This is a genomic window from Allobosea sp. CCNWLY174, assembly GCF_037120455.1.
GTDB classification, from domain to species: Bacteria; Pseudomonadota; Alphaproteobacteria; order Rhizobiales; family Beijerinckiaceae; genus Allobosea; species Allobosea lupini.
On sequence record NZ_JBBBBQ010000003.1, the window covers coordinates 356,260 to 371,101 of the forward strand.

Here is a 14,842-nt window from a genome sequence, read left to right on the forward strand (position 1 = left end):
CGCGATGACGGGCAAGGTCGACTGGGATGCGAACCAGTATCTGCGCTTCGAGGACGAGCGGACGCGCCCGCCGCTCGACCTGATCCAGCGCGTTCGCCTCGCAGATCCGCAGCGCTGCATCGATCTCGGCTGCGGGCCCGGCAACAGCACCGAGCTGGTCGCCGCCCGCTTCCCGAATGCGGCGGTGGAAGGGCTCGATTCCTCGCCGGATATGCTGGAAAAGGCGCGCAAGCGCCTGCCGCAGCTCTCCTTCACCTTGGCCGATCTGGAGAGCTGGTCGGCGGATGGGCGCTACGACCTGATCTTCGCCAATGCGGCGCTGCAGTGGATCCCCGATCATCCCGCCCTGTTCGCGCGGCTGGCGCAGTCGCTGGCGCCGGGCGGCGTGCTCGCCGTGCAGATGCCGAACAACCTCAGCGAGCCCTCGCATGTCTCGATGGACGAGGCCGCCGCCGAAGGGCCGTGGGCCGGGCGCCTTGCCAATGCGCGGGCGTCGAAGGCGGTGATCGGCTCATTCTCGGATTACCGGCGCTGGCTGATGGCAGCCGGCTGCGAGGTCGATATCTGGCAGACGACCTATGTCCATGCGCTCGCCGGGCACGACGCCATCGTCGAGTGGTTCAAGAGCACGGGCCTGAAGCCCTATATCGACCCGCTGCCGGCGGGTGAGCGCGAGGCCTTCCTCGCCCTCTATCGCGAGAAGATCGCGGCCGCCTATCCGATCGAGCCGGACGGCAAGGTGCTGCTGCGCTTCCCGCGCCTGTTCATCCTCGCGGTTCGGCGCTAGCGCCGGCTGTCAGTGTGACCCGGCCTTCGACTCGGCCAGCACATCGTGCAGGACGAGTTCGTGCGCGAGCGCGTTGAAGGTCGCATCGTCGATCGCGCCGCTCCTGAGCAGGTCACGCAAGGCCTCGCGCTCTGCCGCCAGGGCGGTGTGGCGCAAGGCGCTCTCAGCCCGCTGCAGCGCCACCGCCTCCTCGCGCGGCGTCCTGCCGTCGTCGAGCAGCGCGAGGCGCCGCCGATAGGTCGCGATCAGCCCTTCCGCCACCGCCTGGTCGACGGTCGCGGCGCCATCGGTGCCGCCGCGATGGGCAACGCCTTCCAGCCGTGCGATTGCGGCTTCGGTCGCCGTGATCCGTGCCCGCCGCATCTCGGTGGCGTGAGCAGCCCCCTGGCCGGCGGCGAGCCCGCGCACGATCGGCGGCAGGCCGAGGCTGGCGATCGCCAGCCAGAGCAGGATCACGCCGGCGGCCAGGAAGATCGCGACGTCGCGCCCCGGAAAGGGTGAGCCGTCGAGCGCCAGCACCGGGAATGACAGCACGCCGGCAAGCGTGACCGCGCCACGCACGCCGGCAATCGAGCCGGCCAGCCGCGTGCGCAACGTAGTGTGGAACTGCTCCAGGCGAAGGTGCCGGCTGACGATGCGGCTCAGCGCGATGGCGGCGCTGATCCAGACAAAGCGCAGCAGGATCAGGCAGAGCGTCAGGGCGCCGATGATGCCGAGCGGCTGCCAGAGCCAATGCGTGCCGATGAGGACCGGCGGGACGGTGCGGATGATCGCCGGCAATTGCAGGCCGAGCAGTACGAAGAGCGTGCCGTTGAGCAGAAAGGCGAGCATCGTCCAGAAGGAATGGGCGAGCATATAGGCGGAGACGCTGAGCTGGTTGGCGGTGCGCGTGCGCCCGACGGTGAGGCCTGCGACCACGGCGGCGAGAACGCCCGAGGCGTGGACGGCCTCTGCCGCGAGGAAAGCCGCGAAAGGCAGGAACATCACGACCAGAACCTGTGCCTCCGGCGCGATCCGATCGAATTTCGCCAGCAGCTTCAGCGCCCAGGATACGACCACGACCGCGAGCAAACCCGCGGCGACACCGCCGGCGACGGCGAGGAGGAAGGCGAGCGAAATCTGCCAGAGCGAGAAGCTGCCGGTCAGGGCGGCCGCGGCGGCGAAGCGGAAGATCACCAGGCCCGAGGCGTCGTTGAGCAGGGATTCCCCTTCGAGAATATGCATCAGGTTCTTCGGTACGCTCTCCTTGTCGACGATGGCGGAGACGGCGACCGCATCGGTCGGCGAGAGCACGGCGGCGAGCGCGAAAGCGACGGGCAGCGGCATGGACGGCACCAGCCAGTGCAGGGCAAGCCCACCGAACAGGGTGGTGAAGAAGACCAGGCCGAAGGCGAGCGACAGGATCGGCCGGAGCAGCTTGCGATACTCGCGCTTCGGCGCCTCCCAGGCGTCGACGAAGAGCAGCGGGGCGATGAAGAGCAGGAGGAAGAGCTCTGGATCGATATGAGGATGGAAGCCGGCGGTCGGCCAGGCGAGGGCGGCGCCGAGCGCGATCTGGACGATCGGCAGCGGAATGATCCTGAACAGCCGGGTCAGCGGCTGCGAAGCCACCACGGCCATGACCAGGATCAGGATGAAGGTGAAGATCTGCATCGGTTCCGCGGCCGGCCCGGTTCGCTCTGGGGTCGGCCGCGAGGTTTATCGTCCGGTTTCCGGCGAGCCAAGCTCACCAGGGCCGGGATAACGCAATCTCAGAAATTGACCTTGTCGGCGCCCTTGAGCTGGAGCTGCTCGCGGGCATCGTCCGGCGTCGCGATCTCCAGGCCGAGGCCCTCGATGATCTTGCGCGCGGCGCGGACCTGGTCGGCGTTCGACTTGGCGAGCTGGCCGGGGCCGAGCCAGAGCGAGTCTTCCAGGCCGACGCGCAGGTTGCCGCCCATCGCGACCGCCATCGCCGCGATCGGGAGCTGGTGCCGGCCGGCGCCGAGCACCGACCAGTGATAGTCGTCGCCGAAGAGCCGGTCGGCGGTGCGCTTCATATGGGCGACGTCCTCGGGATGCGGGCCGATGCCGCCAAGCAGGCCGAAGACCGACTGGACGAAGAAGGGCGGCTTCACCAGGCCGCGGTCGACGAAATGGGCCAGCGTGTAGAGATGGCCGATGTCGTAGCACTCGATCTCGAAGCGCGTGCCGTTCTCGGCGCAGGTGGTCAGGATGTTGGCGATGTCCTTGAAGGTGTTCTTGAAGACGCGGTCGTCAGAGCCTTCGAGATAGGGCCGCTCCCAGTCGTGCTTGAACTCCTTGAAGCGGTTCAGCATCGGGTAGAGCCCGAAATTCATCGAGCCCATGTTGAGCGAGGCGACCTCGGGCTTGAAATGGGCGCAGGGCTTGAGGCGCTCCTCGACCAGCATGGTCGGGGCGCCGCCGGTGGTGATGTTGATGACGCAGTTGGAGCGCTGCTTGATCACCTTGAGGAAGGGCTCGAAGGCCTCGGGCGACTGGTCGGGCTGGCCGGTCTTCGGGTTGCGGGCGTGGACATGGACCAGCGCCGCGCCGGCCTCGGCGGCGCCGACGGCGGCATCGATGATCTCGTCGGGCGTCACCGGCAGATAGGGCGACATCGAGGGGGTGTGGATCGCGCCGGTGACGGCGCAGGTGATGATGACTTTGCGGTTCTTGGCCATGCGATTTTAGTCCTTCGCTGATCCCTAAATCATGAACTCACGCCGGCTTGCGCTTCGCCGCGCGCTTGTGCGCCTGCAGGGCGGCGAGGCGGCCGTCGCGCCAGTCGCTCAGGCGCTTGACGCGGGTGGCTTCCTGCGCACCGCGCCATTCGCGCATCACCTCGGCGACCGTCTCCGGCTTGAACGGGTTGCCGAGCCCCTCCGAGGATTTGACCATGCGGTCGAGCGATTCCGAATAGCGTGCGCAGTAGTCGGGTATCCCGCCCGGCGCATTGAGCTCGATCGTCTCGAACGGACCCATGAACGACCAGCGCAGGCCGAGCCCATCGCGGATGGTCTTGTCGACATCCTCGGCGCTGACGACGCCCTCGCCGACGAGGCGGAAGGCTTCGGCCAGCAGTACCGCCTGCAGCCGGTTGAGCACGAAGCCTGGCTTCTCCTTGCGCAGCATGATCGCGACCTGGCCGGCCTGCTCGTAAAGGCGCTTGGCCCTGGCGACGACCTTTGGATCGGTCCAGGGCGCCGGCGCGAGCTCGACGATCGGCACCAGATGCGGCGGGTTGACCGGATGGGCGACGAGGCAGCGGGCGCGGCCTTTCAGCTCTTCCGAAAAGGTCGAGGCCATGATGAAGGAGGTCGAGGAGGCCAGGATCGCCGAGGCCGGAGCGATCGCGTCCATCTGGGCAAAGAGTTCGCGCTTGGCTTCGACCGTCTCCGGCCCGTTCTCCTGCACCAGCGCGACGCCCTGCAGCGCATCTGCAAGATCCTTGGCGACACGGATGCGGGCGAGCGCGCCCTTGGGGTCGTCGACGAGACCGTGGCCGGCGAGTTCCCGAAGGTTCTTGCCGATATGGGTGCGGGCGGCCTTGGCGGCTTCCGGCTTCACATCGTGCAGCGCGACCTCGAAGCCATGGCTGGCGAAGACGGTGGCCCAGGCGCGGCCGATCAGGCCCGAGCCGACGATGGCGATCTTGGTCATGCGATCCTGTCCATGGCAGTCGAAAAAGAAGGCTCGTTCAAAGCCACAGCACCTGCCGCCGCAGCGCAAGGTCTTGGCTGAGGGCGCGGGATGGTCCGATATGGGTGACCTGGCCGCGCTCGAGGACGACGGTGCGGTCGGAGAGCGCCAGCGCCAGGTCGAGATGGTGGTCGACGATGACGATGGCGATCTCCTTGCGCAGCTTGTCGAAGGCCTCGAACAATTCCTCGACCACGGCCGGCGCCAGGCCCTCGAAGGGCTCGTCGAGCAGAAGCACCCTGGTGTCGCCGGAGAGGGCGCGGGCGACCGCGACCATCTGTTGCTCGCCGCCGGAGAGATAGTCGGCGGGCGACTGCCAGCGCTCCTTGATGCGCGGGAAGAAGGCGAAGATCTTCTCGTCCTCCCAATGGGTGCCGTTGCCGGTGCGGCGGCGCAGGCGGCCGAGCTCCATATTGTCCTTGACGCTCATGCCGGCGAAGAGGCCGCGTCCCTGCGGGACGTAAGCCACGCCCGCGCGGGCGATCTGGGCCGGCGGCAGGCGGGCGATATCGCTGCCGGCGAGGCTGATCGTGCCGGAAGCCGGCGGGGCGATGCCGGTGATGGTCTTGAGCAGGGTCGACTTGCCGGCGCCGTTGCGGCCGAGCAAAGCGACGATCTCGTTCTCGTGCACGCCGAAGCTGACGTCCCGCAGGATATGGCTCTTGCCGTAGAAGGTGTCGACCTCATTCAGACCAAGCAGGACCTTGTCGCCGGCGGCGCTTTCGCGCGGCTTTTCGGCCAGCGCGTGGGCGCCGGAGCCGATATAGACCTCCTGCACCTTGGGCGAGGAGCGAGCGTCCTCGACCGTGCCGTCGACCAACACCGAACCCTCGTTCATCACCGTCACATGGTCGGCGATGGCGAAGACGCGGTCGATGTCGTGCTCGACGAGCAGAACCGGCAGGTCGGTCGAGATCGACTTGATCAGGTTGCCGACGCGCTCGCGCTCGGCCGCGGCGAGACCGGCGAGCGGTTCGTCGAGCAGGAGCACACGCGGGCTGGTGGCGAGCGCGAGCGACATGTCGAGCAGGCGCTGGCCGCCATAGCTCAGCGAGCCGGCCTCGGCCTGTTCGATGCCGGAGAGCCCCATGGTCGAGACGACCTGGCGGGTCTCATCGTTGACCTGGCCAAGCGCGCCGGCCGAACGCCAGAAGCCGAAGCGCTCCGGCGCCCTTGCCTGCACGGCGAGGCGGACATTCTCGGCGACCGAAAGGGTCGGAAACAGGTTGGTGATCTGGAAGGCGCGGCCGATGCCGGCCCGCGTGATCGCCTCGGGCGAGAGGCCGGCAATATTTCGCTCCCGCAGGCGGACATCGCCGCGATCGGGCGCGAACATGCCGGAGATCAGGTTGAAGGCGGTGGTCTTGCCGGCGCCGTTCGGGCCGATCAGCGCATGCAGCTTGCGGTCGCGCATGGTGATATCGACGTTCTCGACCGCCTTGATGCCGCCGAAGCTCTTGGCGAGGCCGGTCGCGGTCAGGATCGTGCCGTCGCCGGTATCCTGCGGCTTCATGAAGGCGGGAAGCTCGACCGCGCCGGCCTTGCGGGCGGACATCGCCGCGTCCTCTGTGGCCTGCTTGCGGAAAGGCTTCAGCAGGCGCTGGCCGACGCCGACGAGGCCGTCCGGCGAGAAGACGATGAAGGCGACGAAGAGCAGGCCGAACCAGAACAGCCAATTCTCGGTGACGCTGGAGAGCAGGTCGCGAAAGACGACGAAGAAAAGCGCGCCCAGCGCCGGCCCGAGGAAGGAACGCATGCCGCCGATCACCACCATGGCCAGCAATTCGCCGGAGAAGGCGACCGAGATCGGCTCGGCCGAGGTCATGCGGTTGTTGAAGAGGAGGAGCGTGCCGGCAAGGCCGGTCAGCGCCGCCGAAACGGTGAAGGCGACGAGCTTGTAGCGGTTAGTGGCATAGCCGAGGAAGCGGGCGCGCTGCTCGTTCTCGCGGATCGCGACGAGGACGGTGCCGACCGGCGAGCGATGGAAGCGCCAGAGGCCATAGACCACGGCGAAGCCGATCGTCGCCACCAGCACGTAGAAGGGCAGGGCGATCTCGAAATCGATGCCGGCGAAGAGCGGGCGCTTGATGCCGCCTAGGCCATCCTCGCCGCCGGTAACCGAAGTCCAGCGGAAGGCGACCGAATAGATCATCGCAGCAAGCGCCAGCGTCAGCAGCGAGAAATAGACGCCGCGGCGGCGCAGGATCAGCGCGCCGAAGGCAAACGCGATCAAAGCGACGAGCGCGACCGCGAGCAGGATCGGCAAGGCGAACTGGCCCGGCAGCCAGTTGCGCTGGATCAGGCCGGCGGCATAGGCGGCGATGCCGAACCAGGCGCCATGGCCGAAGGAAACCAGTCCGGTGGTGCCGACCAGCACGTTGAGCGCCATGCAGGCGATGGCGAAGACGACGACCTCTGTTGCTGATGTCGTGCCGAGCCCGACCGCATGCATCAGCGAAGGCAGCAGGCTGAGGCCGATGGCGGCGATGGCGAGCGGGAGATAGTCGCGCTGGAAGCTGGTCATGTCGGCCTCACTCGAAGCGCTGGATGCGCTCGCCGAACAGGCCGCGCGGACGGAAGAGCAGGACGAGCAGCATCATCAGGTAGATCACCGCGGTCGACCATTGCGTCAGGCCGAGGCCGATGGTGATGCCCTTGACCAGCCCGACCATCAGGGCGGCGACGACGACGCCCCAGAAGGAGCCGAGACCGCCGATGACGACGACGACGAAGGCCGGGGTGATGATCTCCTGGCCCATGGCCGGATGGATCGAATAGATCGGCGCGAGCAGCACGCCGGCGAGGCCGGCCAGGCCGATGCCGATGCCGGCGACCGTCATCATGTAGGGCTGCAGGGAGATGCCGAGCGCGCCGACCATGTCGGGGTTCTGCACGCCGGCGCGGACGACGCGGCCGAAGGCGGTGCGCTGCAGCAGGAACCAGAGGCCGAGGACGCAGGCGGCCGCAATCAGGATCAGCAGGGCGCGATAGCGCGAATAGATGAAGTCGCCGATGAAGAGCTGGCCGCGCAGCGCCGGTGGGATCGAGAACGAAAGCGGCGGCGCGCCGAAGATCATGCGCAGCGATTGCTCGGCGACCATGGCGAGGCCGAAGGTGAGCAGCAGCGAGAGGATCGGGTCGGAGCGATAGAAGCGCTGGAACAGCCCGCGCTCGATGACGATGCCGATCAGCGCGACCAGCACCGGGGAGGCGATGATGGCGCCGCCGAAGCCGATATGGGGTGCGAGCACGATCGTGAGATAGGCGCCGATCGCATAGAAGGCGCCATGCGCCAGGTTGACGATGCCGCCGAGGGAGAAGATCAGCGACAGGCCGAGCGCGATCAGGAGGTAATAGACCCCGTCGAGCAGCCCGTTCAGCACCTGCTGGATAAAGAGGGTGAGCAAGGGATGGCCTTTGCAAACGTCTGTTCTGGCTCGTGAGTCGTCATCCCGGGCGACCGCAGGGGAGACCCGGGATCCATTCCTGAAGCGTTCCGGAATGGATCCCGGATCATCGCCGCTACGCGGCTTGTCCGGGATGACAAGGTAGTTTGAGCGAGCAGCTCAGCTCATCTTGCAGACGGCTTCGTCGCCCTGGGTGGCGATCACCTCCATGTCCTCGTTCGGGCCGGGCACCGGGGCCGAGGAGGTAAAGAGGTCCCACTGGTTCTTGACCTGCGCCGCCGGCAGGGCGGTGATCGTGTACATCTCGCTGATCAGCTGGTGGTCGGAAGCGCGGAAATAGCCCTGGCGCGGCTTCATCACGTCGAACTTCGCGCCCTTCTCGAGATGCTCGAGGATCTTGGCGGTGTCGGTCGACTTCAGCTCGTTCATCGACTGGGCCATCACCTTGACGCCGACATAGTCGCCCCAGGCCTGGTTCTCCGGCGGCTTGCCGTATTTCTTGGTGAAGGCGGCGACGAAGGTCTTGCTCGAGGGCGTGTCGATCAGATGATGCCAGACGCAGGGCCAGATCCCGCCGAAATTGTCCTTGCCGGCGGCCCAGGCGAGGGCGGTGTCGAAGCCGAAGCCGGCGACCGGGAAGGTCAGGCCGAATTCGGAATACTGCTTGAGGAAGTTGGTGATCTGGTTGCCGGCGAGGTTGGAGATGACGAGGTCTGGCTTGGCGGCCCGGATCTCCAGCAGCAGCGCCGAGAAGTCGGTCGCGTCGGTCGGCACCAGCTTGTCGGCGGCGAACTGGCCGCCATTGGCCTCCATGAAGCGCTTGGCGACCTTGCTGAGGTCATGGCCGAAGGCGTAGTCGGCAGTGAGCGAGAACCACTTCTTGCCCTTGACCAGCCCCTGCGCCAGCAGCGAGCGGCCGGCGCTCTTCACATACATCGAGTTCTGGTGCTCGACATGGAACATGTAGCGGTTGCAGCTCTCGCCGCGCAGCGCGTCGGAATTGCCGCCGGTGTTAAGGAAGAGCGTCTTGTTGCGGGCCGCGACCTGCGAGATCGTCAGGCAGGAGGCCGAGGAGATCTCGCCGATGATGCAGGCGACCTTGTCGCGCTCGATCATGCGCTCGGCCTTGGTCGAGGCGGTCTGCGGATTGACCGAATCCTCCTTGAGCAGTTCGAGCTTGCGGCCGTTGATGCCGCCGGCGGCGTTGATCTCCTCTGCGGCGAGATCGGCGGCCATGACGCCGTATTCGCCGAGCGGGCCGAGGAAGCCGGTGCGCGGCGTCAGATGCCCGAAGCGGATCGCATCCGACGTCTGCGCGAGAATGACCGCCGGGCTGGCGACGAGGCCGGTAGCCGCCGCACCGAGCCCGACCAGCGTCTGACGACGCGAGAGGCCCTTGATCCTTGACTGCTCTGACATTCCGTTCCTCCCAGAACTCTCCCGCGCGCTTCGGCGTCGGATTGCGTGGATCGTCTTCTTCACTCAGCGGTCTCGGACCGCTTGTCGTGATCTGTGATCACAGTTAGGTTGGCAGACATGGTTGCCCGAGTCCAGCCCTCAGTTGCGCCGCTATCGCGGCCAGCCTCCCCAGGAGCGGGGAAGCTCGGCGAGGTGTCGGCGCTCGACGAGGTCGGCTCGCTCCAGCACGAGACGCTGGGCGAACGTGTCACCGGCGAGCTGCGGGTGCTGCTCATCGCCGGGCGATTGGCGCCAGGCGAGAAGCTGTCGCTGCGCCGCGTCGCCGAGGCGCTGGGCGTCTCGATGATGCCGGTGCGCGAGGCGGTGAGCCGGCTCGCCGCGGACAAGGCGCTGGAGGTCCTGCCGGGGCGTGCGGTGCGCGTGCCGGTGCTGACTTTGGCGCAGTTCCGCGAACTCACCCGGATCAGGCTGGTGGTCGAGGGCTTCGCGGCCGAGGAGGCGACGAAGGTGATCACCGACGCGCACATCGCCGTGGTCGCCCGGCATGAGGCGGCATTCCTGGCTGCCGCCAGGGCGGACCCCCCGGACCCCGCCGCTGCGGTCGGCGCCAATCGCGACCTGCATTTTTCGCTCTACGAAGCCGCGGGCATGCCCTCGCTGATCGAAATGATTTCCCGGCTCTGGCTCAAGGCCGGGCCGATCCTCAATCTCGACATGCGGCACGAGCCGAAGCGACTCGATGGCGGCAGTGCGGTCGTGGCGCATGCGCAATTGCTGGCCGCGCTGCGGCGACGCGATCCGGCCGCGGCGCGGCAGGCGCTGGTCGAGGACATCAGCGCGGCGGCCGAGCATATCGAACGGACGGCGCGGCTGGCGGAGTAGCCGGTCGGCCGAAGAACGAAGGAAAAGGGACGGAAACGATGGATCTGACGATCAAGGGCTTGCGCGTGCTGGTGACGGCGGGCGCCAATGGCATCGGCCGGGCGACGGCGCGCGCTTTTGCGGCGGAGGGCGCCAAGGTCCATATCTGCGATGTCGACGAGAAGGCACTCGCGGCCATGGCAGAATCCGATCCGGCGATCACGCGCTCGGTCTGCGACGTCTCCGACCGCAAGGCGGTGGCGCGCCTGTTTGAGGAGGCGCTTGCCGCGCTCGGCGGCCTCGATTGCCTGGTCAACAATGCGGGCATCGCCGGGCCGACGGGTCGCGTCGACGAGATCGCGCCGGAGGACTGGGATTCCTGCGTCGCCATCGACCTCACCGGCCAGTTCAACTGCACCCGGCTCGCCGTGGAGCATCTGAAGCAGTCGACGAACGCCTCGATCGTCAATCTCTCGAGCCAGGCCGGCAAGCACGGCTTCCCGCTGCGCTCGCCCTATGCCGCGGCGAAATGGGGCGTGATCGGCTTCACCAAGGCGCTCTCGGCCGAGCTCGGCGAGTTCGGTATCCGGGCGAACGCGATCTGCCCCGGCCTGGTCGACGGGCCGCGCATCCAGAGCGTAATCGCCAACAAGGCGCGCTCGCTCAACGTCTCGCATGACGAGATGACCAACCGGCTCTTCGCCGGCGTCTCGATCAAGCAGTTCGTCGACCCCAATGACATCGCCAAGCAGATCGTCTTCCTGGCTTCGCCCTTCGCCAAGACGATCTCCGGCCAGGAGATCTCGGTCTGCGGCGATACGCGGATGCTGAGCTGAGGGTCTGCAAACGCGTTTTTCCGGCTCGATCGACCCAGTGCGGGGATAGATTCGCAATCGATCCCCGCTGCTTGCGGAGCCCGCATAATCGGCTGGCATGGCGCGCCTCCCGCGTGCCGCTCCGATCCAGCGAGGTCCCATGAGCGAAACGCCACGTCTTGGCCTGCCCCTGCTCGCCGCCGGGCAGGCGCAGAAACACGTCACACACAATGATGCGCTGATGCGGCTCGATGCGCTGGTGCATCTCGTCGTCGCCAGCCGGACGCAGACCGTCCCGCCGGCTTCGCCTGGCGAGACCGCCGCCTACATCGTGCCCGCTGGCGGCACCGGCGTCTTCGCCGGTCACCAGGACGATCTTGCGATCTTCGAGGACGGCGCCTGGAGTTTTCTCGACCCGCGCTCCGGCTGGCAGGCCTGGGTGAGCGACGAGGCCGAGCACCATGTCTGGACCGGCACGGAATGGCGCCGCTCACAGCCGGTGAGCAGTCTCGGTGCCGCGCTCTGGGGTGTGAATGCGACCGCCGATACGACGAACCGGCTCTCGGTCTCCGCCGACGCAACCCTGTTCAATCACGCGGGTACCGACCATCGCCTCAAGCTCAACAAGGCGAATGCGGCGCGCACGGCGAGCCTGCTCTTCCAGGACAACTGGTCGGGCCGGGCCGAGATCGGGCTCGCCGGTGACGACCAGCTGCGGATCAAGGTCAGCCCGGACGGGAGCAGCTGGACCGAGGCGCTCGTCGTCGACCGGACGAGCGGGCTGGTCACGCTCCCGGCCAGCAACTGGGCCCACGAGACGCCGCGGCCGAACCTGCTCGTCAATGGCGACTGGCAGATCAATCAGCGCGGCTTTGCCGGCGGCGCATTGGCGGCCGGAGCGTTCGGCTATGACCGCTGGAAGGCGCATACCGGCGGCGCCAGCCTCAGCAGCAGCGGCTTCGACCTGACGCTAACCTCCGGCGCAATCCGCCAGATCGTCGAGCCGGCGCTCTGGGGCGTGGCGTCCTTCGCATCGACGCCGCTATGCCTTTCGGTCGAGGCTCTCAGCGGCGGCAGCCTCGATGTGACGGTCGGCAGCGTCTCCGGAACGATCACCGCCGGGAGCGGCCGCCGCTTCGTCGCATTGACGCCGGCTGCCGGCGACACCGGAACCCTGACTGTCCAGCTTGCGCCGACGACGGGGGCGGTGACCTTCCGCGGCATCAAGCTCGAAACCGGCGCGGCGCCCAGCGCCTGGCTGGCACGCAGCCAGACGCAGGAACGGCAACTCTGCGAGCGCTACTATTGGCGGCCCGGTACGTCGTTGGTCATCGATTGCTATCAGGTCGCCAGCGGATACTCGCAGCAGCTTCTCGCTTTCCCGACTGCAATGCGGGCTGTGCCGACGACAAGCTATACTATCGCCGGGGAAGCCAACATACAGGGCGGCGAGCGCTCGATCTCCGCGAGCTCCAATGCCTGCGCATTGGCGACGATCCGCGCTTCGGCTCTCGGCCGCGCCTATGCCAGCTTCACCGATATCGCCTTCAGCGCCGAGCTTTGAGCCGTCCTCGCCGGCAGCGCTGCCTCAGGCTTTGAAGACGTTGTCCGCCTCGATTCCGGCCCGTGTGCAGACATTGCGCGTATCGATGACCAGCTTCGAGCCGGCGACGATCGCCGCATAGTCGACGTCGTCATGGTCGGTGGCGATGAGCACGGCGTCGAAAGCGGCGAGCGAGGCGGCATCCACCGGCACGCTCCTGCGGCCTGCGAGCGTCGGATGCTCGCGGGTCGGCGGAAGCACCAGGACGTGGGGGTCGTGGAAGGCGGTGCGGGCGCCGCGCTTCTCGATCAGCTCGATCAGCTTGAGCGAGGGGCTCTCGCGGGTATCCTCGACATTCTTCTTGTAGGCCAGGCCAAGGATCAGGATCGAGGCGTCGCTCAGATTCTTGCGGCCATGGACGTCGAGCAGGGTCGCGAGGCGATCGACGACCAGATAGGGCATGCGGGTGTTGATCTCGCCGGCGAGCTCGATGAAGCGGGTGGCGACATCGTATTCGCGCGCCTTCCAGGTCAGGTAGAACGGGTCGATCGGGACGCAGTGGCCGCCGAGCCCGGGGCCAGGATAGAACGGCATGAAGCCGAACGGCTTGGTCTTGGCCGCCTCGATCACTTCCCAGATGTCGATGCCCATGGCCGAGTAGACCGTCTTGAGCTCGTTGACGAGAGCGATGTTGACGGCGCGGAAAATGTTCTCGGTCAGCTTGACCGCCTCCGCGGTGGCCGTCGAGGAGACCGGCACGGTCCTGACGACGAGCGCTCCGTAGAGCGCCAGCGCCATCGCCTGTGCGTCGAGGCCATCGCCGCCGACGACCTTCGGGATGCTGGACGTGCCGAAATCGGGGTTGCCGGGGTCCTCGCGCTCTGGCGAAAATGCGAGGAAGAAGTCCGCGCCGCTCTTCAGCCCGCTCGCCTTCTCCAGGATCGGGCGCATGACCTCGTCGGTCGTGCCGGGATAGGTGGTCGATTCCAGCACGACGAGCTGGCCGCGGCGCAGGCGCCGGCCGATCGCCTCCGTCGTCTTGACGACATAGGACAGATCCGGCTCGCGATGCCTGGTCAGCGGCGTCGGCACGGCGATCAAGAGCGCATCCGGCTCGCCCAGACGGTCGAAATCCGCGGTCGCAACGAACCGGTCGGCGGCCACAGCCTGCGCGATCGGCTCCATCGGGATGTGCTTGATCGCACTGCGGCCGGCATTGATGTCGTCGACGCGCCTGGCGTCGATGTCGAAGCCGACGACGCGAAAACCCTGCCGCAAGGTCGCGAGCGCGAGCGGAATGCCGACATAGCCGAGGCCGATGATTCCGACGACGAGCGAGCGGTTGTCGACGCGTTCAATGAATTGCTGGGCTGCTGGGGACGTCACGGTGCATCCTGAAATTGCGGCAGCATCGGCCAGCGGCCTATTTCTCGGCCGAGCTTCTTCCAGAGTTGCCAAACTGCGTCAACATCCGCCGAGGTCTTCGGGATGCGGTCCGGCCCGGTGTCCATCCGCTGTGGCAGGCGTTTACCTGCCTTCGGCTTTAGTCTTTGAAAATGCTTTTGAAATGTCGGTTGATCGCGCCATGGTCGACGACGACGCCGCGATTCCGCTCGATCAGGAAAGCGGGGTGCCAGTACCAGTCGTCAAAGCCGACATTGAGGCGGTCGTAGCCGGCCTCGGCCAGCAGGATTCGCATCTCCTCGCGCCGAGGCTCGACGAAATTGTGCTCGATAGTGAAGAGCGCGATGCGGTGTCGGGCAAGATCGATGGTGCGCAGGATATCGAGCTCTGACCCTTCCGTGTCGAGCGAGACATAGTCGAAGCCGAACTCGGCGAAGTCGCCCATCGTTGCGATTGCGGCGAAACTGATCGTCTCGACCTGGATCAGCCCATGCGTCGCGGCGGCGCGAGCACGGTCGTCGGCATAGCGGTCATTGCCCGCGAATTCAGCCAGTGTCCCGATCTCCTGGGAGGGGATGAAGGACAGGATCTGGCCGGACTCGCGATAGACCGCGCGTTCCAGGCAGATCGCGCTGCGGCTTTCGCGCAAGCGAGCGAAGAGGGCGGGGTTCGGCTCGACGCAGACGCCCTTCCAGCCATGCTGGCTTTCGAGGACATAGCTGTTGCTGTGCAGGACGCCGTCGAAGGCGCCGATCTCGGCGAAACGGCCGTCGCGGCGGCCATTGCACATCGCGAAGACCCAGCGCTCCTGCTCGATCTGCGAGTTGGTCGGCATGTCATAGGCGATCGCGGGATCGAAACGCCCCGGTTCTGAACCCGCCATCGTCCGCCCCGCCGCCAGCCC

General features: G+C 67.0%; 12 protein-coding genes. 4 read left to right on the top strand and 8 right to left on the bottom strand.

Annotation, left to right across the window (positions count from 1 at the left end):
- Positions 1–4: 4 nt before the first annotated feature.
- Complete coding sequence (tam, locus tag V7S63_RS12715) at positions 5–787, top strand: trans-aconitate 2-methyltransferase (protein ID WP_336530479.1); 783 nt, start codon at positions 5–7, stop codon at positions 785–787.
- 9 nt (positions 788–796) lie between these two features.
- Here the strand turns inward: tam and V7S63_RS12720 are convergent, their stop codons facing one another.
- From V7S63_RS12720 to V7S63_RS12745, 6 genes are all read right to left on the bottom strand, one after another.
- Positions 797–2,440 carry a Na+/H+ antiporter gene (locus V7S63_RS12720; protein WP_091837447.1) on the bottom strand — a complete coding sequence of 548 codons (1,644 nt, stop codon included), beginning with the start codon at positions 2,438–2,440 and terminating at the stop codon, positions 797–799.
- Between the two features lie 98 nt (positions 2,441–2,538).
- Positions 2,539–3,471: a 3,5-dioxohexanoate:acetyl-CoA acetone transferase gene (kce, locus tag V7S63_RS12725; RefSeq protein WP_100961770.1), complete on the bottom strand. Its 933-nt coding sequence runs from the start codon at positions 3,469–3,471 to the stop codon at positions 2,539–2,541.
- A 37-nt stretch (positions 3,472–3,508) separates the two neighbouring features.
- Positions 3,509–4,450, bottom strand: a complete 942-nt coding sequence (locus V7S63_RS12730; RefSeq protein WP_336530480.1) for a 3-hydroxyacyl-CoA dehydrogenase — start codon at positions 4,448–4,450, stop codon at positions 3,509–3,511.
- A gap of 37 nt (positions 4,451–4,487) precedes the next feature.
- The gene (locus tag V7S63_RS12735) at positions 4,488–7,013 is read right to left on the bottom strand and encodes a branched-chain amino acid ABC transporter ATP-binding protein/permease (RefSeq protein WP_336530481.1); all 2,526 of its coding nucleotides are present in this window, start codon (positions 7,011–7,013) and stop codon (positions 4,488–4,490) included.
- A 7-nt stretch (positions 7,014–7,020) separates the two neighbouring features.
- Positions 7,021–7,896, bottom strand: coding sequence for a branched-chain amino acid ABC transporter permease (locus V7S63_RS12740; protein WP_092156502.1), 876 nt, complete (start codon positions 7,894–7,896; stop codon positions 7,021–7,023).
- Positions 7,897–8,055: 159 nt separating this feature from the next.
- Positions 8,056–9,315 carry an ABC transporter substrate-binding protein gene (locus V7S63_RS12745; RefSeq protein ID WP_091837435.1) on the bottom strand — a complete coding sequence of 420 codons (1,260 nt, stop codon included), beginning with the start codon at positions 9,313–9,315 and terminating at the stop codon, positions 8,056–8,058.
- Positions 9,316–9,507: 192 nt separating this feature from the next.
- Between V7S63_RS12745 and V7S63_RS12750 the strand changes: the two genes are divergently transcribed.
- The 3 genes from V7S63_RS12750 (at position 9,508) to V7S63_RS12760 (ending at position 12,555) form a co-directional block, all read left to right on the top strand.
- Positions 9,508–10,197, top strand: a complete 690-nt coding sequence (locus V7S63_RS12750; RefSeq protein WP_336530482.1) for a GntR family transcriptional regulator — start codon at positions 9,508–9,510, stop codon at positions 10,195–10,197.
- A gap of 38 nt (positions 10,198–10,235) precedes the next feature.
- Complete coding sequence (locus tag V7S63_RS12755; RefSeq protein WP_091837431.1) at positions 10,236–11,012, top strand: SDR family oxidoreductase; 777 nt, start codon at positions 10,236–10,238, stop codon at positions 11,010–11,012.
- A gap of 139 nt (positions 11,013–11,151) precedes the next feature.
- Positions 11,152–12,555 (top strand): DUF2793 domain-containing protein, encoded by a 1,404-nt coding sequence (locus V7S63_RS12760; protein WP_336530483.1) that lies wholly within the window; start codon positions 11,152–11,154, stop codon positions 12,553–12,555.
- A gap of 24 nt (positions 12,556–12,579) precedes the next feature.
- Here the strand turns inward: V7S63_RS12760 and V7S63_RS12765 are convergent, their stop codons facing one another.
- Together V7S63_RS12765 and V7S63_RS12770 are read right to left on the bottom strand one after the other, a co-directional pair.
- Positions 12,580–13,920, bottom strand: a complete 1,341-nt coding sequence (locus tag V7S63_RS12765; protein WP_336530484.1) for a nucleotide sugar dehydrogenase — start codon at positions 13,918–13,920, stop codon at positions 12,580–12,582.
- A 157-nt stretch (positions 13,921–14,077) separates the two neighbouring features.
- The gene (locus V7S63_RS12770; protein WP_336530485.1) at positions 14,078–14,821 is read right to left on the bottom strand and encodes an FkbM family methyltransferase; all 744 of its coding nucleotides are present in this window, start codon (positions 14,819–14,821) and stop codon (positions 14,078–14,080) included.
- Between the last annotated feature and the right edge of the window lie 21 nt (positions 14,822–14,842).

Excerpts from the sequence above, each read along its gene's own strand:
- tam (WP_336530479.1), top strand. The coding sequence starts at position 5 with ATGACGGGCAAGGTCGACTGGGATGCGAACCAGTATCTGCGCTTCGAG.
- V7S63_RS12720 (WP_091837447.1), bottom strand. The coding sequence starts at position 2,440 with ATGCAGATCTTCACCTTCATCCTGATCCTGGTCATGGCCGTGGTGGCT.
- kce (WP_100961770.1), bottom strand. The coding sequence starts at position 3,471 with ATGGCCAAGAACCGCAAAGTCATCATCACCTGCGCCGTCACCGGCGCG.
- V7S63_RS12730 (WP_336530480.1), bottom strand. The coding sequence starts at position 4,450 with ATGACCAAGATCGCCATCGTCGGCTCGGGCCTGATCGGCCGCGCCTGG.
- V7S63_RS12735 (WP_336530481.1), bottom strand. The coding sequence starts at position 7,013 with ATGACCAGCTTCCAGCGCGACTATCTCCCGCTCGCCATCGCCGCCATC.
- V7S63_RS12745 (WP_091837435.1), bottom strand. The coding sequence starts at position 9,315 with ATGTCAGAGCAGTCAAGGATCAAGGGCCTCTCGCGTCGTCAGACGCTG.
- V7S63_RS12755 (WP_091837431.1), top strand. The coding sequence starts at position 10,236 with ATGGATCTGACGATCAAGGGCTTGCGCGTGCTGGTGACGGCGGGCGCC.
- V7S63_RS12760 (WP_336530483.1), top strand. The coding sequence starts at position 11,152 with ATGAGCGAAACGCCACGTCTTGGCCTGCCCCTGCTCGCCGCCGGGCAG.
- V7S63_RS12770 (WP_336530485.1), bottom strand. The coding sequence starts at position 14,821 with ATGGCGGGTTCAGAACCGGGGCGTTTCGATCCCGCGATCGCCTATGAC.